Here is a 15704-nt window from a genome sequence, read left to right on the forward strand (position 1 = left end):
ATATATTAAATAACAAAATTTACTCTAATTTATCTAACAAAATGAAACAATCTCTGTTTTTATCTAATATGGAAATATATGTAAGTCTTGGCTGCTCTGAAGAGGAAAGATCTCACAAGCAAATGATAACTCTAGACTTAGAACTTGAGTTTAGCCAAAACTATAGCGCAAGTAATTCTGATAATCTTGAAGAAACTATTTGTTATTATACTCTGAGAAATAATATTCAACGCTTTTGTGATAACGTTAGCTGTAATCTTATAGAGTACTTAGCTAAGCAAATTTATCTGTTTATCGGAGAAAAACATAGAGATATAACAATCAAATACTTGAAACTTAACAAAAAGCCCCCAGTTTCACAGATAGGTTCTGCTTCTTTTATTATTAGGAATTAATGTGCAATATATTATAGGGATTGGAACAAATATTGGTTTCACTATCGAGAATATTCATCTTGCGTTAGATGCTCTAGCATCACACCAAAGTATAAGAATTATTAGAAAAGCTAGCTTATATAGTAGTAAAGCATTACTCAAAGAAAATGCCCCCAAAGAATGGGATATTACATTTTTAAATACTGCTGTTAAAATTAGTACTCATCTTAAACCTGAAAATTTGTTGAAAGCTTTAAAAGATATAGAAGCAAAAATTGGTAGAGATCTTAATGCTCCGATTTGGTCTCCTAGGCTTATTGATTTAGATATTCTTGCTGCTGAAGATCTGATTTTAGAAACAGATAAACTTACGATTCCACATAAGGAACTACTCAATCGCAACTTTGCTCTAGCACCATTATTAGAATTATCTAAAGGTTGGAATCACCCAATCCGAATAGAAAAAGATCTAAGTATTAAACTTAAGGAATTAGAACCAATTGAGAAGCTTAATCAAACACTATCAAATACAATGCGTATGGGTATAGTTAACTTGTCAGATCAGTCTTTCTCAGATGGTGGTTTTGATGATACTCAGCGTAAATCAAATTTTCTTGAGCTAATAAAAAATGGTGCTGAAATTATTGATATTGGTGCTGAATCAACTAAGCCTAATGCTACTGCTACTAGTGTAGATGAAGAGTTTAATAAATTAGATGAGTTCTTAGAATATCTTAAAGAACAACTTAATAATTTAAGCTATAGACCTCTTGTAAGTATTGATACACGTAGATTTGAAGTCATGAGTAAAATCCTAGAAAAACATTATGATATTATCTGGATGATAAATGATGTTGAATGTAATGATATTGATAAAAAAGCTCAACTTATAGCTAAATATAAAAAGAAATATGTAATAACTCATAATTTAGGTATTACAGACAGAAATCAATATTTAGATAAAGAAGATGCTACAGATAAAGTATGTGAATTTATTGAAAACAAAAAACAAATTCTCCTAAACCATGGTGTAGAGCAACAAAATATATACTTTGATGTAGGCTTTGGTTTTGGTAAAAAAGCAGATACTGCAAAATACTTATTAGAAAATATTGTTAATATAAAACAAAAACTAAATCTAAAAGCACTAGTTGGACATTCACGTAAACCATCTGTATTAGGTATTCCTAAAGATAGTCACATCAGTACTTTAGATAGTGCTACAAGAGAACTTTCAAGAAAATTAGAAAAACTCAATATTGATATTATAAGAGTACATAAAATTTAGTAAGGAAAAATTATGCCATACCATCCAGCATTAGAGTCGCTATTAGATACTCCCGAAATAAGAAAAATAAAAAAATTAGATTTAAGAGATCAGCGTAAGATATTTGCAGATCTTTCAATAGCACAAATCAAACGTCTACCTCGCCCTGATATTATCGAAGAAGATATTAAGTTAGAAAATGATACTATATTAAGACACTATAAACCTAAAAAAGCATCTGATAAAGCTGTACTTTTTATTCATGGTGGTGGTTGGTGTTTGAGCTCTATAGATACTTATGATCACGTATGTAGATACTTATGTGATCAAGGTAATTTAAATATTTTCTCATTAGAGTATGGCTTAGGCCCTGAAGATAAGTATCCTGCTGCTGTTAATCATGCGCTATATGCTTATGACTGGCTTTATGAAAATATTACTAAGTTTAATTTATCTACTGAAAATATCTTTGTAATGGGCGATAGTGCTGGTGGAAATCTTGTAACTATAATATGCCATGAACGTCAAGAAAATATGCCAAAAGCACAAATTTTGGTTTATCCTGCTGTCGATATGTATACTAAATATGACAGCAATACTAAATTTGATGAGTATAAATATCACCTAACTACCGAATGGTGCGAGCTATTTCTAAAAGCATATATAGGCGAAGATATCATGTCAGAGCCTAAAAAACTTAGACAACCTACAATATCTCCATTATTTTATAAAGATACAAAACAACCTGATACTCTAATTGTAGCAGCTACTCATGATATCCTTATAGATGGAATTTATGCTTATGAAGAGAAGCTAAAACAACAAGGTACTTATGTTGAAACTCACTATGATGATGAAATGTATCATGGTTTTATTGGAGGACTTGGTGTAGTTCCATTTGAAAATCCTAAAATAGCTTTAGATAAAATAATTGAGTTTATAAATAAAAGATAAATACTGGTTAAATTATATGATTCCATTTTTTAAAACTGATAAAAAATCTGGCGAAAAATCAGAAGAACTTATTAAAAAATTTAATGACCTACCTGCTTTTGTTGCAACTGGTGGAGAAATAGTTTTTGTCTCAGATGATTTTCATGAAGTACATCTAAGATTTAATTTGACAGATAATACTAAAAACTATCATGGTACTGGTTTTGGTGGAGCTATATACTCATCACTAGATCCAATTTATCCATTACAGTTATGTAATATTCTTGGTGATGATTATGTGGTTTGGGATTTATCAGCTAATATAGATTATCTTAGACCAATTACGCATCATGTTTATGCAAGATTTCTACTATCACAAGAGATTATCAATAAAATAAAGCAAGATGTTATAACCAAAAATAAATCTGTAATTAGTTTACCAGTCTGCTATGAAGATACTGATAATAATATTTATGCTGAAGCAACCAAAACTATATATATTGCCGATCGAGAGTATTTCAATAATCGTAAAAAGTAGTTTAACTAAATGTATTTAATATAGATTGTCTTGTTGCGTTCTTTAACAACTCAATTTCTTGTTGTGTACTATTTAGTGGTGGTAGCCAGTAGATAGTATTTCCTAATGGTCTTAATAATGCGCCTAATTTTATAGCTTCTCGATAAACATCTAGGCCAGCTCTTTTTTTATCAATATTTAAATCTGCTGCAATAATTGCTCCAATACCTCTGATATTTTTTATAATCGGTAATTGCTCTTGTAGCTCAAGAAAAGATTTACTAAATTGTTTTTCAAGATCTTTAACATTGTTAAGTATATATTCTTCTTCAAATATATCTAATACTGCATTTGCTACTACAGCTCCTAAAACATTACCACTATGAGTATGTGAATGTAAAAAAGCTTTAGTTAACTCATCATCATAAAACATCTCATAATATTGATTTTTTGTCAAAACAATACTAAAAGGTATAATCCCAGAGGTTAATCCTTTTGAAACACACAAAAAATCAGGCTTAATATCAAGATATTCATAAGCAAAAAATTTACCCAGTCGCCCTACTCCGGTCATTATCTCATCAAAAATAATATAAACATCATTTTCCTTACACCACCTACAAAGTCTATTTAAGTAATCTTTGCTATAAATCAACATACCTCCAGCACCTTGACAAATTGGCTCTACTATTAAAGCATTAATAAATTCTTTGTGTTGTTCAAGATATTGTTGAGATTTACTCCAATAGACTTCAGCATTTGCCCATAGTGGATCACTTTTGCCACTAACATACGGAATATTTTTTAACTTAAAACTATCAAATAATAATGGTTTATATGGATCAGAATATAAACCACAATCACTAACACTCATAGTTGCCAATGTCTCACCATGATATGAGTTTTCAAGACAGACAAACTTAGTCTTTTTAGTTTGATTTTGAAAGCTTCTAAGGTGTGTCGTCATTTTTAGAGCTATCTCTACAGCACAAGATCCATCACTTGCGTATAAAGTTTTATCCATACCTGTCAAATTACAAATTCTTTGACTAAACCTATCTATTTCATCATTTGTAGTATTTGCAAATATCGTATGCTCATATTTATCTAGTTGTGTCTTAAGCTTATCTATTATGTATGGATGTCTATGTCCAAGAGATTTACACCACCAACTTGATGTAACATCAAAAAGCTTTCTATTATCTTTAGTGTAGATATATCTCCCTTCAGTTCTATAAACATTCATAGGAGGTGATTTTTCAAAGTCTTTCATTTGCGTGCATGGATGCCATATATTTGAGCTATACATATTGTAAACCTTTTGTAAAATATTAAGTTGACATAAATTGTACACAAGATATAAAATACTTTACAACTTTAAAACAATTTTTTATAAAAAATGACATTGGAACAAATCAAAGAAATTTACTCAAGACCATTAACAGAATTAATTTTACAAGCCTTAGAAATTCACAACAAAAACTTTGGTAATGATATTGAGTTATGCTCACTAAAAAGTATCAAAACTGGTACTTGCCCAGAAGACTGTAAATATTGTCCTCAAAGTGGCCATTACAATACTAGTATCGAAAAGCATAAACTATTAGATAAAGATAGTATATTGGCAGAAGCAAAAAATGCGAAAGATGCTGGATCCAAAAGATTCTGTATGGGTGCTGCTTGGAAGCACATTCCTAAAAAAGACTTTGATCAAGTTGCTGAGATTATTACTGAAGTCAAAAATCTTGGCTTAGAAACATGTGTGACTCTCGGAAGTATTAATGCTGATGAAGCAACTAAGCTAAAGCAAGCAGGACTGGATTACTACAATCATAATCTTGATACTTCAAGAGAATTTTACCCAGAAATAATTACCACACGTAAATTTGAAGAAAGAATTGAAACTATTAGAAATGTTGCTAACGCTGATATAAATGTCTGTTGTGGTGGTATATTGGGTATGGGTGAATCTCTAGATGATAGATTTAATTTATTACTAGAGTTATTACAACTACCTGCTGCTCCAAAAAGTATTCCTATCAATACATTAATACCTGTTAAAGGAACTCCTTTAGGAGATAAATATACAAATGCTCAAATTGATAGTTTTGAATTAGTAAGATTTATTGCAACTACAAGAATACTATTTCCACAAGCACGCCTAAGATTATCAGCAGGTAGAGAAAATATGTCTTTGGAAACTCAAACTCTATGTTTTCTTGCTGGTATTAACTCAATATTTTATGGTAATAAATTATTAACAGAGAATAATGCTACTGTTAATTCTGATAATTTTTTATTAGCTAAGCTTGGTTTGGAATCAAATGTCGAATTATGTTAAACCTACAAGACAAATATACTCAATATCAAAAGGATAATTTATTAAGAGAGTTAACTCCTTTTGTAAAGGATGATTCCACTATTGATTTTACAACTAGCGATTATTTAGATCTATCATCAGCACACAATCTTAAAGATGCCATAGTAACTGGTTTTGATAAATATGGTTTTGGAAGTAAGGGATCTAATATAGTCTGTGGTTACACCGATGAAACACAGCAATTTGAATATGAGTTTGCAAAGTTTGTTAACTATCCTAGAGCTATATTTTTTAGTTCAGGGTTTATGGCAAATTTAGCAATTTATTCAACACTATTTAGTAAGCATGATAGTATCTTTGCAGATAAGTATATCCATGCATCTATTATTGATGGAATCAAACTTTCACAAGCTAAACTAAAAAGATACAAACATCAACAATTAGGTCACCTTCAAGATATATATGATGGCAAGAGCTTCACTACAACAGAAGGAGTCTTTAGTACCTCAGGTTCAATTACTCAACTTGATAAATTAGCTAAAATCACACCAGAAAAGCTTATAGTTGATGAGGCTCATAGTTTTGGAGTTTTAGGTAAAAATGGTCGTGGCGCAATCAACTACTTTCAAATAAGCTATAAAAATTGTCCTATCTGTATTTTTCCTCTTGGTAAAGCATTTGGTGGAGTCGGTGCTGTGGTTTGTACTACAGAAGCAATTGCAGAATACCTAATACAATTTGCACGTAACTATATCTATACAACAGCATTACCACCAATGATATTAAAAGCTGCTTTGATACAACTAAAAAACCTTGAAAAGGCTAATGATAATCGAGCAAAACTTCAACAAAATATCATTTTTTTTAATGAACTATGTGATGATAAAGATCTTGAACTAGTGTCTAAAGATTTATCACCTATTAGAAGTATCCAACTAAATGATGCTAATCTAGCGATTAGATTAAAGGATAAGCTCTTTGAAAATAAAATAATAGTGTCTTGTTTTAGATATCCTACAGTACCTAAAGATCAAGCTATATTGAGATTTTCACTACACAGTAATAACACCTTTGACCAAATTCATCAGGCTTTAGAAATTATCTCAAAAGAGGTCAAATATGAACATATATGATCAAGTTAAAAGTAACTTTGCAAAAGCTACAGATTACTCTAAAAACTCAACTATCCAAAATCAAGTACGCCAATTACTTTTAGAGCAGACACTAAACTACTCAAGACTAGTTAGCTACAATCATACTAACAATATTCTAAATTTAGGAGTACGCGACTTATCAGAGCCATTAGAACTTAATAGGATATTTTCAGCAAAGCAAATAGATGCTTGCGATATTGCTTTAACAAAAAATTCAAAATATACAAATATAAACACACTAAAACTTAATTTTGATACAGATCTACGTCTACTTAAAAATAGCTATGATTTAATATTTTCAAATATGTCGTTCCAATGGAGCCAAAACATAGAATCATTAATTAAAAATCTGGCAAAAAAATTAAATAATCGTGCAATTTTAGCCTTTAGTACTGTTTTAGATAACAATTTTCATCAAGTAAAAGACATACTAAGAATAAATAAAATGCACAGTAGTTCTAATATTTTAGACTTTATCAGAAAATCTAACTTGAACTGCCTACATCATGAAGATTTATATTTAGATATTAAATTCAATAACTTTAAAGAACTAACAAATCATCTAAAATCTACGGGAGTTAATACTTATACAGGAAGCAATAATAAACCTAGCTTTTCAAATATCAAAAAGTTTCTTACAAATACTGACCGTATAAACCTTAGTTATCATATTGGTCTATTTATATGTTTTAAGGAATAGTTTATGAAAAAGTTTTTTATAATTGGTACTGATACTGAAGTAGGCAAAACATATATCTCTACCAAACTCATTGAAGCTTGTGAGTATGAAAATATTAAATCACTTTGTTTGAAACCTGTAGCATCTGGACAAAGTCAATTTTCAGAACTGTGTGAAGATATAGAGAATATTCTAAATGCTTATAAGAACAAATTTACAGCAGATGAAATAAACCTAATTTCATTCAGTGAAGCAGTTGCCCCACATATAATAGCAGCAAAATCAAAAGTAGATATTTCAATTGAAAATCTCAAGCAATTTATTGAAGATAAGTATACTCGTCGAGATTTAGATATTCTATTTATCGAAGGAGCTGGTGGATTATTAACTCCATACTCAAACTATTCTACCCAGTTTGATCTAATAAAAGCTCTGCAAATACCAGTACTACTAGTATCAGCTATAAAAGTTGGTTGCATAAACCATACCTTACTAACTATAAATGAGTTAAATCGTCATAATATTAAATTAGCTGGTTGGATTGCTAATTGTAATGACTCAAATATCAAATACATTGATGAACAAATAAATACTATAGAACAACTATCAGGATATAAGTGTAGTGCAAAAATTTCTCAAAATGCTGATTATTTAGATTTTATAGATTTATCCAAGATACTAATATCGCCAGAAGAAAATGAATAATTCCCTTCACTATTCTTAATAAGAATTTCGCCATTATTTGCTAGGCCAACATAGTTACAGTTATTATAAGTTTTATCAACTAAAGCCAATGAAAACTCTTTATCTCTTAGATAATTAAGTGATTCAAATTCATTTTTAAAATATGTAAAACCTTTATTAATAAAAACTGCTAAATCTTCTTTAATAGCCTTGATAATTTGTATAGTTAGGTTAGTTCGATTAGCATGGCGTTGAGATTGTAACTTTATTGATGTCCAATCTTTAGATATTTCTTCATTATATTGCATATTAACATTTATACCAAAACCTATAAATAGCTTCGCTCTACCATTAATTTCGGCACTAACATTTATAATAATACCAGCTATCTTTTTATCATCTACATAGATATCATTAGGCCATTTTAATTTAGCATCTAAGTTAATATTTTTTAGAACTCTTGCAATACTGATTCCTACAACTAAGGATAATCCATTAAGTTTCGATATATCTAGCTCAACTACTTCAAGCATAGTACAATAGATATTTTTACCAAATGGTGAAATCCATTTACGTTTAAATCGTCCAAATCCATCTGTTTGAAATTCTGAGATAAAAATTGCATTCTCACTATACTTAGCTTGATTTTCTATTGCATATTTAGATGTTGAGTCTATAGAATAAAAATAATTTATATTATTAAAAACTTTAGCTAGTTCATCAACCTTTATTAGATCTAATTTTTCTTGGAGTCGATATCCAACTCTTGAGTTAGAAGATACTATTATTTGATAGTTATCCTTAAGTGCTTTGATATTTTTTGAAATTGCTGCTCTTGATATACCTAACTTTTGGGCAATATCTTCACCACTTACATATTTTTTATCATCTAAAAAGGTTAATATTTGTTGTTGAGTTTTGTTCATTTAGCCTTGCTCTTTTAACAAAATCATAAATTGCTACTTCTATCCAAATAAACAGCTGCAGCACCAAAAACCTGAAAATCACCTTCGGTTTCTGACCATTCTATTTTAATTTTTTTAGCCGACTGAGTAAAGGCAAATGTTTTAATCTCTTCCCACATTGCTTTTTCAAAATATTCTCTAGCTGACATTATTGATCCTGCAATTATTATCACCTCTGGATCTAAAGTATACATAATAGACTTTATTGCTACTCCAAGATGTTTACCAAATTGCTTATAGATGTCTATAGCATCGCTATCATTATTTCTTGCTCGTTTAAGGATCTCAACACCTTCAATACCTATCTTTTTTATAAAGAATTGGCCACTACAATAATCCTCCAAGATTCCATCTAAATATGGTAACATGCCAAACTCTCCTGCTCCGCAATTAGAGTCTTTTAGTAAAGAGCCTTTATTGATAATACCGCCACCAATACCCGTGCCTATTGTAATACCAACGAAATTTTCATGCTCTTTGCCCTTGCCATATAGTCTTTGACCTATAGCAAAACAATTAGCATCATTATCTATAAAAACTGGTACTTTAAACTTTGCCTCTAGTATTTCTTTTAGATGAATCTCTTGCCATGATTTAATATTTTGTACATCATATACAATTCCCTTCTCTCGATCTGCAACACTAGGAATACCAACGCCTATGCCCTCTACTTCAGAAGTGAAAACTTTTGCTATAGTATCTATGACAACATCAATAACAGATTGAGCATTATGTTCTGCATCTGGCGGAATTTTGCTCAAGTAAGAGTCTAATAAATTTTCTCCACATACCCTACCAGCATTCACTTTAGTGCCACCAATATCAACACCAACCACAGTTCTATTCTTAATTTGAATTTCTTTACTCATATCACTTCAACTTATTTTTTAAATAATTCTGTTAGCTTTATAGTTTTATTATCAATTAATGGCTTAGCTGTTATGGCTACATATAAAATATATATTATAGTTAGATATACAAAACACATTCCTATTCTTAAGCCTAAGATATCTCCAATATTACCAACCACTAATGGCACTATAGCACCACCAATTATCCCCGTACAGAATATTCCTGATACTGTTCCATGATGTGATTTTAGAGAATTCATTCCTAATGAGAAAACCCCTCCATACATTATCGATGTCAAAAAACCACAAACAGGGAAAAATATCAAAGCCATAGTAGCCGATCCAAACAATGCTAGAGACAATGATATTAGTTGTAAGATTAGAAATACTTTCAAAATATTTTTGACATTATATAGTTTCAATAAAACTATACCTAAAATACCGCCAACACATTGCATGATCCAGAATAATGCTACTGTAGTATTGCCTACAGTTTCGGTATTAAAGCCATGATAATCACTCAAGAATTTAGAAATCCAGACACTAATTCCTTGTTCTTGACCAACATAAGCAAAGATCGCTAAGAAATATATTATTACGACTTTATTCTTTAAAAGATGTAATACAGTAGCAAAACCCTCCAATTTCTCATCTTCCTTCAACTCAACTTTTGGAAACTTAATTAAAGCAATAAATATTACTAGCAAAAACATTACAATTGCATTGAACCAATAAATAGCAACCCAACTAAAGTTTGTCCCTGTTAGCTTATTAAAAAATAGTAAAAAATAATTACTATCTCCAGAATATGGAAGATTCATAACTAAATAAGATAGTACAAATGGACTAACAAATGATGCTCCTCCAAAAAATACTTGCTGTAATACAGAGAAAAATGAGTAATTCTCCTCTCCACCAGCAACTCTTAATAAAGGCCAAAAAGCAACTTGTAATATCGCAGCAGCTGTACCAACTATAAATAAACTTACAATATAAGTAAGATAGCTAACTTTTAGACAGAATAAAATTGAACCCAGAGAGCCCAATAAAAAAGCAAATAAGATCATCTTTTTGGATCCATATTTCTCTAGCGCATAGCCTGCCGGAATTGAAATAATGTAAGCTATAAAAAATGCAAACGGTAAAACCCCAGCTTGCGAAAGTGTCAAATGCAGATCATTAGTTGCATCTGGGATTATAGGTCCTAGAATATTAGTCACAAATGATACAGCAAAAAAGCCAATCATCACCACAGATACTATTAAATAGTTTTTTTTCATAAAATTTGCCTCAAAAAATTTCTAAGTATGAACCCGTAAGCCTTAAATTACCACTTAATAAAAGCATAAGATAATCAAAAGCTTACTTTTAACAAATATAATACATAATTCAACTTTATACTATTAAATAGATATTTTTATTGAGTATTTTTAATTCAAAAAAATAGTAAATATGCTTTTAATCAAACATCTTTGAGTTATTACTATTACTAAAAAAAATATTAAAGCTTATAATGTTAACTGGAACAAAAACAATTCTGGAGATCTAAATGAAAATAGAAGATGTTAAAAAAAATGTTTTTTCGATGCCGCTAGTATCGCCTACAGCAAATAGAATAGTTTATAAATTTACAAATAGAGAATACTTCATAATCGACTATATAGCAGATATAGAAATCCTAAAAAAATATGTACCAGAGCCCCTTAAACCAACTGGTCTTGTAAAATTTGAATTCATGAAAATGCATGATGCAAATGGTTTTGGTAGCTTTAATGAAGCTGGACAACTTATTGAAGTTGAATTTGAGGGTAAGAAAGGCTTATATTCCCATATTATGCTATTAGATAATTTACCGTCAATCGCTGCCGGACGTGAAATATGGGGCTTTCCAAAAAAATATGCTCACCCTACTCTTACAGTAGATTCTGATACATTACTAGGTACAGTAAAATATAACAGTGTTGATGTGGCTTTTGGAACAATGGGATATAAATATCAAGAGCTTGATAAAGATGCTATCAAAAAATCGCTAGAAGAAACCCCTAACTTCTTACTTAAAACCATACCTCATGTTAATGGTAGAGATGTAAGTATTTGTGAACTTGTAAAGTACCATGTTAAAGATGTAACTGTAAAAGGTGCATGGACTGGACCTGTAGATTTGCAAGTATTTAATCATGTTCAAGCAGCTCTTCATCATTTACCTGTTTTAGAAATTGTCAAAGGTTCTCACTTTATCGCTGATGTTACATTAGGTTTTGGTAAAGTAGTTTTTGATTATCTTAAGTAGTATTTTCCTAGATTCTTTTTAAAATTGTTCTTATATTTTTTGATAGTATGATTATTGTAGCTACTATAACTATACCTATAACAGTATAAATTAGTCTAGATAAACTTATCTCATACCCAGATAAATGTGCTAGTTTTAAGAGCATTGCAATAAATATTGTCAAAAAGAATACATAGCTTCCATAATGCTTAATGATACAGCATATAGTAAAAAATGTTGTTATAAACAAAATCATCCAAATAATGTAAGCATTTGATAAATAAATAGCTAAAGGTATGGCAAATAATGACCCTATTATAGTACCTATCAAACGATGCTTAATAGCTGTAGATGATCTAATTACATCCGGTTTAAATATTAATAAAACTGTCATAGGTATCCAGTATCCTATTTCAATGTCAAAGTAAATCGATATAAAATTACCTATAATTAAACCAAGTGATAAACTAACCGCATAAATAGTAGAATCTATATCTGGCAGTATTCTTATACTTCTATAATTATCATCAAAAGTATCTTTTATACTTATTTTTTTTAGAATAACTACTAAAACTATTATAAATGCTAATGCTCCTATCAGTGTAAATAATCCGATGAGTATTGAATCAGTGACGTCAGCATTAAATCCAGTTCCTATAACATATATATCAGCAATAAAGAGAATGCCATTAGCAAAAACCAAATCTGATTTTGCGGTGTAGCCAATCAAAAAAGAAAACCCTAGTAATATAAGTGAACTTGTAATTAAATCATGTGAGTAATAACTACCTAAAGATATTGCTATACTCATACAAAATATAAATAATACTCCTGCATGTAGCTTAAATTTAATACTATGATTACGTATTGAAACTTGATGAAGTGCTACTACAAAGCATCCTAATGCTGCAAACAAAGCATAAATATTTTGTAAGTCTAAGACAACTTGTAGAACTGTAAAAAAACCTATTACCAAAGAGGCAGTAATACCTAAGATAATACTGTTCTTTTTAAGACATATATATTTAGACATCTAAAACATTATTCAATCTGAAATAATATAGATTATATATATGATTATTGTAATTAATCTATTATTTTCTCATCTATCTGATAATTAGTAATATATAATAAACTTAGATAACCAACGATACTTTTTATAGTTAGGAGATTTTAAATGTCAGTTAAAAATAAAGTGACTTTAATTACCGGAGCTGCATCAGGTCTTGGACTAGGTATGGCGACAGAATTTGCAAAACAAGGCGCTAAAGTAATAATCGCAGATTTAGATCTAGAAAAATCACAAGCTGTAGCAAAAGATTTAGCAGATAAATATACTGTAGAAACTTTAGCTGTACAAATGGACGTTACAAATGAGGACCAAGTGAAATCAGGTGTAGATCAAACTGTCAAAAAATTTGGTCGTATCGATACTGTGATTAATAACGCAGGTATTCAGATAATATCACCTATAGTAGATTTTAGTGTATCAGCTTGGAAAAAATTATTTGATATTCATATGACTGGTACATTACTTGTAACTCAAGCTGCTATGAGACATATGATTGAACTAAAAACTGGTGGTAGAGTTATAGTTGTAGGCTCTGTTCATTCAGTTCTTGCATCAAAAAATAAAGCCGCTTATGTAGCAGCTAAACATGCACAAGTTGGTTTTGTAAGAGCTTTAGCTAAAGAAGGTGCTGAGCACAATATCTCATCTAACCTAATTGGTCCAGGTTTTGTGATGACTCCATTAGTAGAAAAACAAATTCCAGAGCAAGCAAAAGAGCTAAATATCAGTGAAGAAGAAGTGGTCAAAAATATTATGCTTGGTGGCACTGTAGATGGTGAGTTCACAACAGTTCAAGATATTGCTGATACAGCTATATTCTTAGCTGGATTCAAAACCAATGCTCTAACAGGTCAGAAGATTTTGGTAAGTCATGGTTGGGGAATGTAAACAAAGCTAATACTTCTGTGATATATTTATTCTCATATTAATTATTATTCTAAAACTGTAGATGTCTACAAACTCAAATATAAGACAAAAACTTGGTCAACTAATTATGTTGGATTTTCGCTATTGGGGTGAAGATTCAAATAATCAGCGTATACCTTTTACAAAAACTAATGATATCGTCAATAAGATCTTTCAAGATTATAATTTAGGTGGTTTTATTCTCTTTAGGGAGAATATTCAAAATAATGAGCAAGTTATTTCTCTATTAAGAGATCTTCAAGCTAATATCAATACACCAATATTTTTTGCTACAGATCAAGAAGGTGGTAGAGTTAATCGCTTACAACAAGGTACTAGTGGCTGCGGTAATATGGCACTAGCTGCAACAGATAATCCTAGTAATGCTTATACTATGGCTAAAATAATTGGTGATGAATTATATTCTTTAGGTATTAATATTAATTTTGCTCCAGCTGTGGATGTTAACTCTAACAAAAATAATCCTATAATTGGTGTAAGGTCTTACTCGGATAATCCTAATGTAGTTACTGACTATGCCAAAAATGCTATAAATGGTTATCATGATGCTAAAATCATAGATTGTATTAAGCACTTCCCTGGTCATGGTGACACTACAACAGATAGTCATTTAGGTAATGTAATCTTAGATAAAACTTCGGAAGAATTAGAGATTACAGAGCTACTACCTTTTAGTAAACTTGCTAAAGATTGTAGTATGATAATGACAGCTCATATTAGTATTCCAGCCCTGGATGATACTCAGTATCAATCAGCTTCAACAAGTGAGAATATTTATGTGCCAACTACTCTTTCTTATAAGATAATAACTAAATTACTAAAACAACAAATGAAATTTAATGGTCTAGTAGTATCTGATGCTATGGACATGCATGCTATTGCTAAACATTTTGGAACTATTGAAGCATCTAAATTAGCTATTTTAGCTGGTATAGATATTTTATTAATGCCTGTTCGAGTATGGTCAGAAAATGATCTTTATAAGTTAGAAGAGCTTTTTTGTGAACTAGAAAAAGAATATAATCAAAATCCTAATTTTGCTAGTGCAGTTGATAATGCCTACACGAATATTACTGATTTCAAAGCAAAACATAAACTCAAAGAAGGCTTAATATTCAAACTCTCACACGATGAGCAATTAAAATATGCTAATCAAATAGTTAACTCTAGTAAACATCAACAAATATCTTTAGATATAGCCAAGCAAAGTACAACTGTAGTCAAAAATTCAGGAATTATTCCATGCGATCTCAATAAGCTAAAAAATATCTTGATTGTAGATAGCGATAATCAACGTATGGCAGATTTTGATGATGAGTTACAAAAAATAATATCAAAAAATAACTCCCCTACTATCATAAACTCTGAAAATATTAATAATCAAGATATAAAAATTAGTATCGAAAGTGCTGATATAATTTTGCTAATTTCAGCAAATCTTCGTGAATATAATCAGATTTATAGTTATATAACTTCTATAAAGCCAGAGCAAACTATAAATATAGCAGCACTTGCTCCTTATGATATTAATTATATCGATAATATTGTCAATTATGTTTGTATTTATGGTGCAACTTCTATGGACCAGACAAATTATACAAAGACTTCTCTAAAAATTAACATTCAGGCAGCGTTAGAAAATATTTTTAGCGGTAATATCCTAACAGGAAAATTGCCTGTTCAAATTTAATG

The 15704-nt window shown here is 30.1% G+C and carries 16 protein-coding genes; 11 read left to right on the forward strand and 5 right to left on the reverse strand.

Annotated features, from left to right (window positions below; all coding sequences use genetic code 11):
* The first annotated feature begins 41 nt into the window (after positions 1-41).
* Genes FTPG_RS07355 through FTPG_RS07370 form a run of 4 tightly spaced genes read left to right on the forward strand, consistent with a single transcriptional unit; the run spans position 42 to position 3112 of the window.
* The gene (locus FTPG_RS07355; protein WP_004287809.1) at positions 42-395 is read left to right on the forward strand and encodes a dihydroneopterin aldolase; all 354 of its coding nucleotides are present in this window, start codon (positions 42-44) and stop codon (positions 393-395) included.
* A gap of 1 nt (position 396) precedes the next feature.
* Positions 397-1662, forward strand: coding sequence for a dihydropteroate synthase (folP, locus tag FTPG_RS07360; RefSeq protein ID WP_004287810.1), 1266 nt, complete (start codon positions 397-399; stop codon positions 1660-1662).
* A 12-nt stretch (positions 1663-1674) separates the two neighbouring features.
* On the forward strand, positions 1675-2595 hold the full coding sequence (bioJ, locus tag FTPG_RS07365) for a pimeloyl-ACP methyl ester esterase BioJ (RefSeq protein ID WP_004287811.1): 921 nt from the start codon (positions 1675-1677) through the stop codon (positions 2593-2595).
* A 16-nt stretch (positions 2596-2611) separates the two neighbouring features.
* Positions 2612-3112 (forward strand): PaaI family thioesterase, encoded by a 501-nt coding sequence (locus tag FTPG_RS07370; RefSeq protein ID WP_004287812.1) that lies wholly within the window; start codon positions 2612-2614, stop codon positions 3110-3112.
* A gap of 1 nt (position 3113) precedes the next feature.
* Here FTPG_RS07370 and bioA read toward each other — a convergent pair whose 3' ends face one another.
* On the reverse strand, positions 3114-4400 hold the full coding sequence (gene bioA, locus FTPG_RS07375) for an adenosylmethionine--8-amino-7-oxononanoate transaminase (protein ID WP_035722585.1): 1287 nt from the start codon (positions 4398-4400) through the stop codon (positions 3114-3116).
* A gap of 90 nt (positions 4401-4490) precedes the next feature.
* On the opposite strand from bioA, the gene bioB reads away from it, so the two are divergent.
* The 4 genes from bioB to bioD are packed head-to-tail and all read left to right on the forward strand — an operon-like array spanning position 4491 to position 7949.
* Positions 4491-5432, forward strand: a complete 942-nt coding sequence (bioB, locus tag FTPG_RS07380; protein ID WP_004287814.1) for a biotin synthase BioB — start codon at positions 4491-4493, stop codon at positions 5430-5432.
* On the forward strand, positions 5426-6544 hold the full coding sequence (locus tag FTPG_RS07385; protein WP_004287815.1) for an aminotransferase class I/II-fold pyridoxal phosphate-dependent enzyme: 1119 nt from the start codon (positions 5426-5428) through the stop codon (positions 6542-6544). Before bioB ends, FTPG_RS07385 begins: the two co-directional genes overlap by 7 nt.
* Positions 6531-7265, forward strand: a complete 735-nt coding sequence (locus FTPG_RS07390) for a methyltransferase domain-containing protein (RefSeq protein ID WP_004287816.1) — start codon at positions 6531-6533, stop codon at positions 7263-7265. Before FTPG_RS07385 ends, FTPG_RS07390 begins: the two co-directional genes overlap by 14 nt.
* Positions 7266-7268: 3 nt before the next feature.
* Complete coding sequence (gene bioD, locus FTPG_RS07395; RefSeq protein WP_004287817.1) at positions 7269-7949, forward strand: dethiobiotin synthase; 681 nt, start codon at positions 7269-7271, stop codon at positions 7947-7949.
* Here the strand turns inward: bioD and FTPG_RS07400 are convergent.
* From FTPG_RS07400 to FTPG_RS07410, 3 genes are read right to left on the reverse strand one after another with little or no spacing between them, the layout of a single operon-like run.
* A complete protein-coding gene (locus tag FTPG_RS07400) occupies positions 7892-8854 on the reverse strand; it encodes a biotin--[acetyl-CoA-carboxylase] ligase (protein WP_004287818.1) in 963 nt (320 codons plus the stop codon). The genes bioD and FTPG_RS07400 overlap by 58 nt on opposite strands.
* 23 nt (positions 8855-8877) lie before the next feature.
* Positions 8878-9762, reverse strand: a complete 885-nt coding sequence (locus FTPG_RS07405; protein WP_004287819.1) for an ROK family protein — start codon at positions 9760-9762, stop codon at positions 8878-8880.
* 11 nt (positions 9763-9773) lie between these two features.
* Positions 9774-11024, reverse strand: coding sequence for a sugar MFS transporter (locus FTPG_RS07410; protein WP_004287820.1), 1251 nt, complete (start codon positions 11022-11024; stop codon positions 9774-9776).
* Positions 11025-11293: 269 nt separating this feature from the next.
* Between FTPG_RS07410 and FTPG_RS07415 the strand changes: the two genes are divergently transcribed.
* Positions 11294-12034: an acetoacetate decarboxylase gene (locus FTPG_RS07415; protein WP_004287821.1), complete on the forward strand. Its 741-nt coding sequence runs from the start codon at positions 11294-11296 to the stop codon at positions 12032-12034.
* A gap of 7 nt (positions 12035-12041) precedes the next feature.
* Here FTPG_RS07415 and FTPG_RS07420 read toward each other — a convergent pair whose 3' ends face one another.
* A complete protein-coding gene (locus tag FTPG_RS07420) occupies positions 12042-13046 on the reverse strand; it encodes an FUSC family protein (protein WP_004287822.1) in 1005 nt (334 codons plus the stop codon).
* 144 nt (positions 13047-13190) lie between these two features.
* Between FTPG_RS07420 and FTPG_RS07425 the strand changes: the two genes are divergently transcribed.
* The gene (locus tag FTPG_RS07425) at positions 13191-13973 is read left to right on the forward strand and encodes a 3-hydroxybutyrate dehydrogenase (protein ID WP_004287823.1); all 783 of its coding nucleotides are present in this window, start codon (positions 13191-13193) and stop codon (positions 13971-13973) included.
* A 61-nt stretch (positions 13974-14034) separates the two neighbouring features.
* The gene (locus FTPG_RS07430; RefSeq protein WP_004287824.1) at positions 14035-15702 is read left to right on the forward strand and encodes a glycoside hydrolase family 3 protein; all 1668 of its coding nucleotides are present in this window, start codon (positions 14035-14037) and stop codon (positions 15700-15702) included.
* The last annotated feature ends 2 nt before the right edge of the window (positions 15703-15704 follow it).

The sequence above is a fragment of the Francisella philomiragia subsp. philomiragia ATCC 25015 genome (assembly GCF_000156715.1).
Taxonomy (GTDB): Bacteria; Pseudomonadota; Gammaproteobacteria; order Francisellales; family Francisellaceae; genus Francisella; species Francisella philomiragia.

Excerpts from the sequence above, each read along its gene's own strand:
- FTPG_RS07355 (WP_004287809.1), top strand. The coding sequence starts at position 42 with ATGAAACAATCTCTGTTTTTATCTAATATGGAAATATATGTAAGTCTT.
- bioJ (WP_004287811.1), top strand. The coding sequence starts at position 1,675 with ATGCCATACCATCCAGCATTAGAGTCGCTATTAGATACTCCCGAAATA.
- FTPG_RS07370 (WP_004287812.1), top strand. The coding sequence starts at position 2,612 with ATGATTCCATTTTTTAAAACTGATAAAAAATCTGGCGAAAAATCAGAA.
- bioA (WP_035722585.1), bottom strand. The coding sequence starts at position 4,400 with ATGTATAGCTCAAATATATGGCATCCATGCACGCAAATGAAAGACTTT.
- bioB (WP_004287814.1), top strand. The coding sequence starts at position 4,491 with ATGACATTGGAACAAATCAAAGAAATTTACTCAAGACCATTAACAGAA.
- FTPG_RS07385 (WP_004287815.1), top strand. The coding sequence starts at position 5,426 with ATGTTAAACCTACAAGACAAATATACTCAATATCAAAAGGATAATTTA.
- FTPG_RS07390 (WP_004287816.1), top strand. The coding sequence starts at position 6,531 with ATGAACATATATGATCAAGTTAAAAGTAACTTTGCAAAAGCTACAGAT.
- bioD (WP_004287817.1), top strand. The coding sequence starts at position 7,269 with ATGAAAAAGTTTTTTATAATTGGTACTGATACTGAAGTAGGCAAAACA.
- FTPG_RS07400 (WP_004287818.1), bottom strand. The coding sequence starts at position 8,854 with ATGAACAAAACTCAACAACAAATATTAACCTTTTTAGATGATAAAAAA.
- FTPG_RS07405 (WP_004287819.1), bottom strand. The coding sequence starts at position 9,762 with ATGAGTAAAGAAATTCAAATTAAGAATAGAACTGTGGTTGGTGTTGAT.
- FTPG_RS07410 (WP_004287820.1), bottom strand. The coding sequence starts at position 11,024 with ATGAAAAAAAACTATTTAATAGTATCTGTGGTGATGATTGGCTTTTTT.
- FTPG_RS07415 (WP_004287821.1), top strand. The coding sequence starts at position 11,294 with ATGAAAATAGAAGATGTTAAAAAAAATGTTTTTTCGATGCCGCTAGTA.
- FTPG_RS07420 (WP_004287822.1), bottom strand. The coding sequence starts at position 13,046 with ATGTCTAAATATATATGTCTTAAAAAGAACAGTATTATCTTAGGTATT.
- FTPG_RS07425 (WP_004287823.1), top strand. The coding sequence starts at position 13,191 with ATGTCAGTTAAAAATAAAGTGACTTTAATTACCGGAGCTGCATCAGGT.
- FTPG_RS07430 (WP_004287824.1), top strand. The coding sequence starts at position 14,035 with ATGTCTACAAACTCAAATATAAGACAAAAACTTGGTCAACTAATTATG.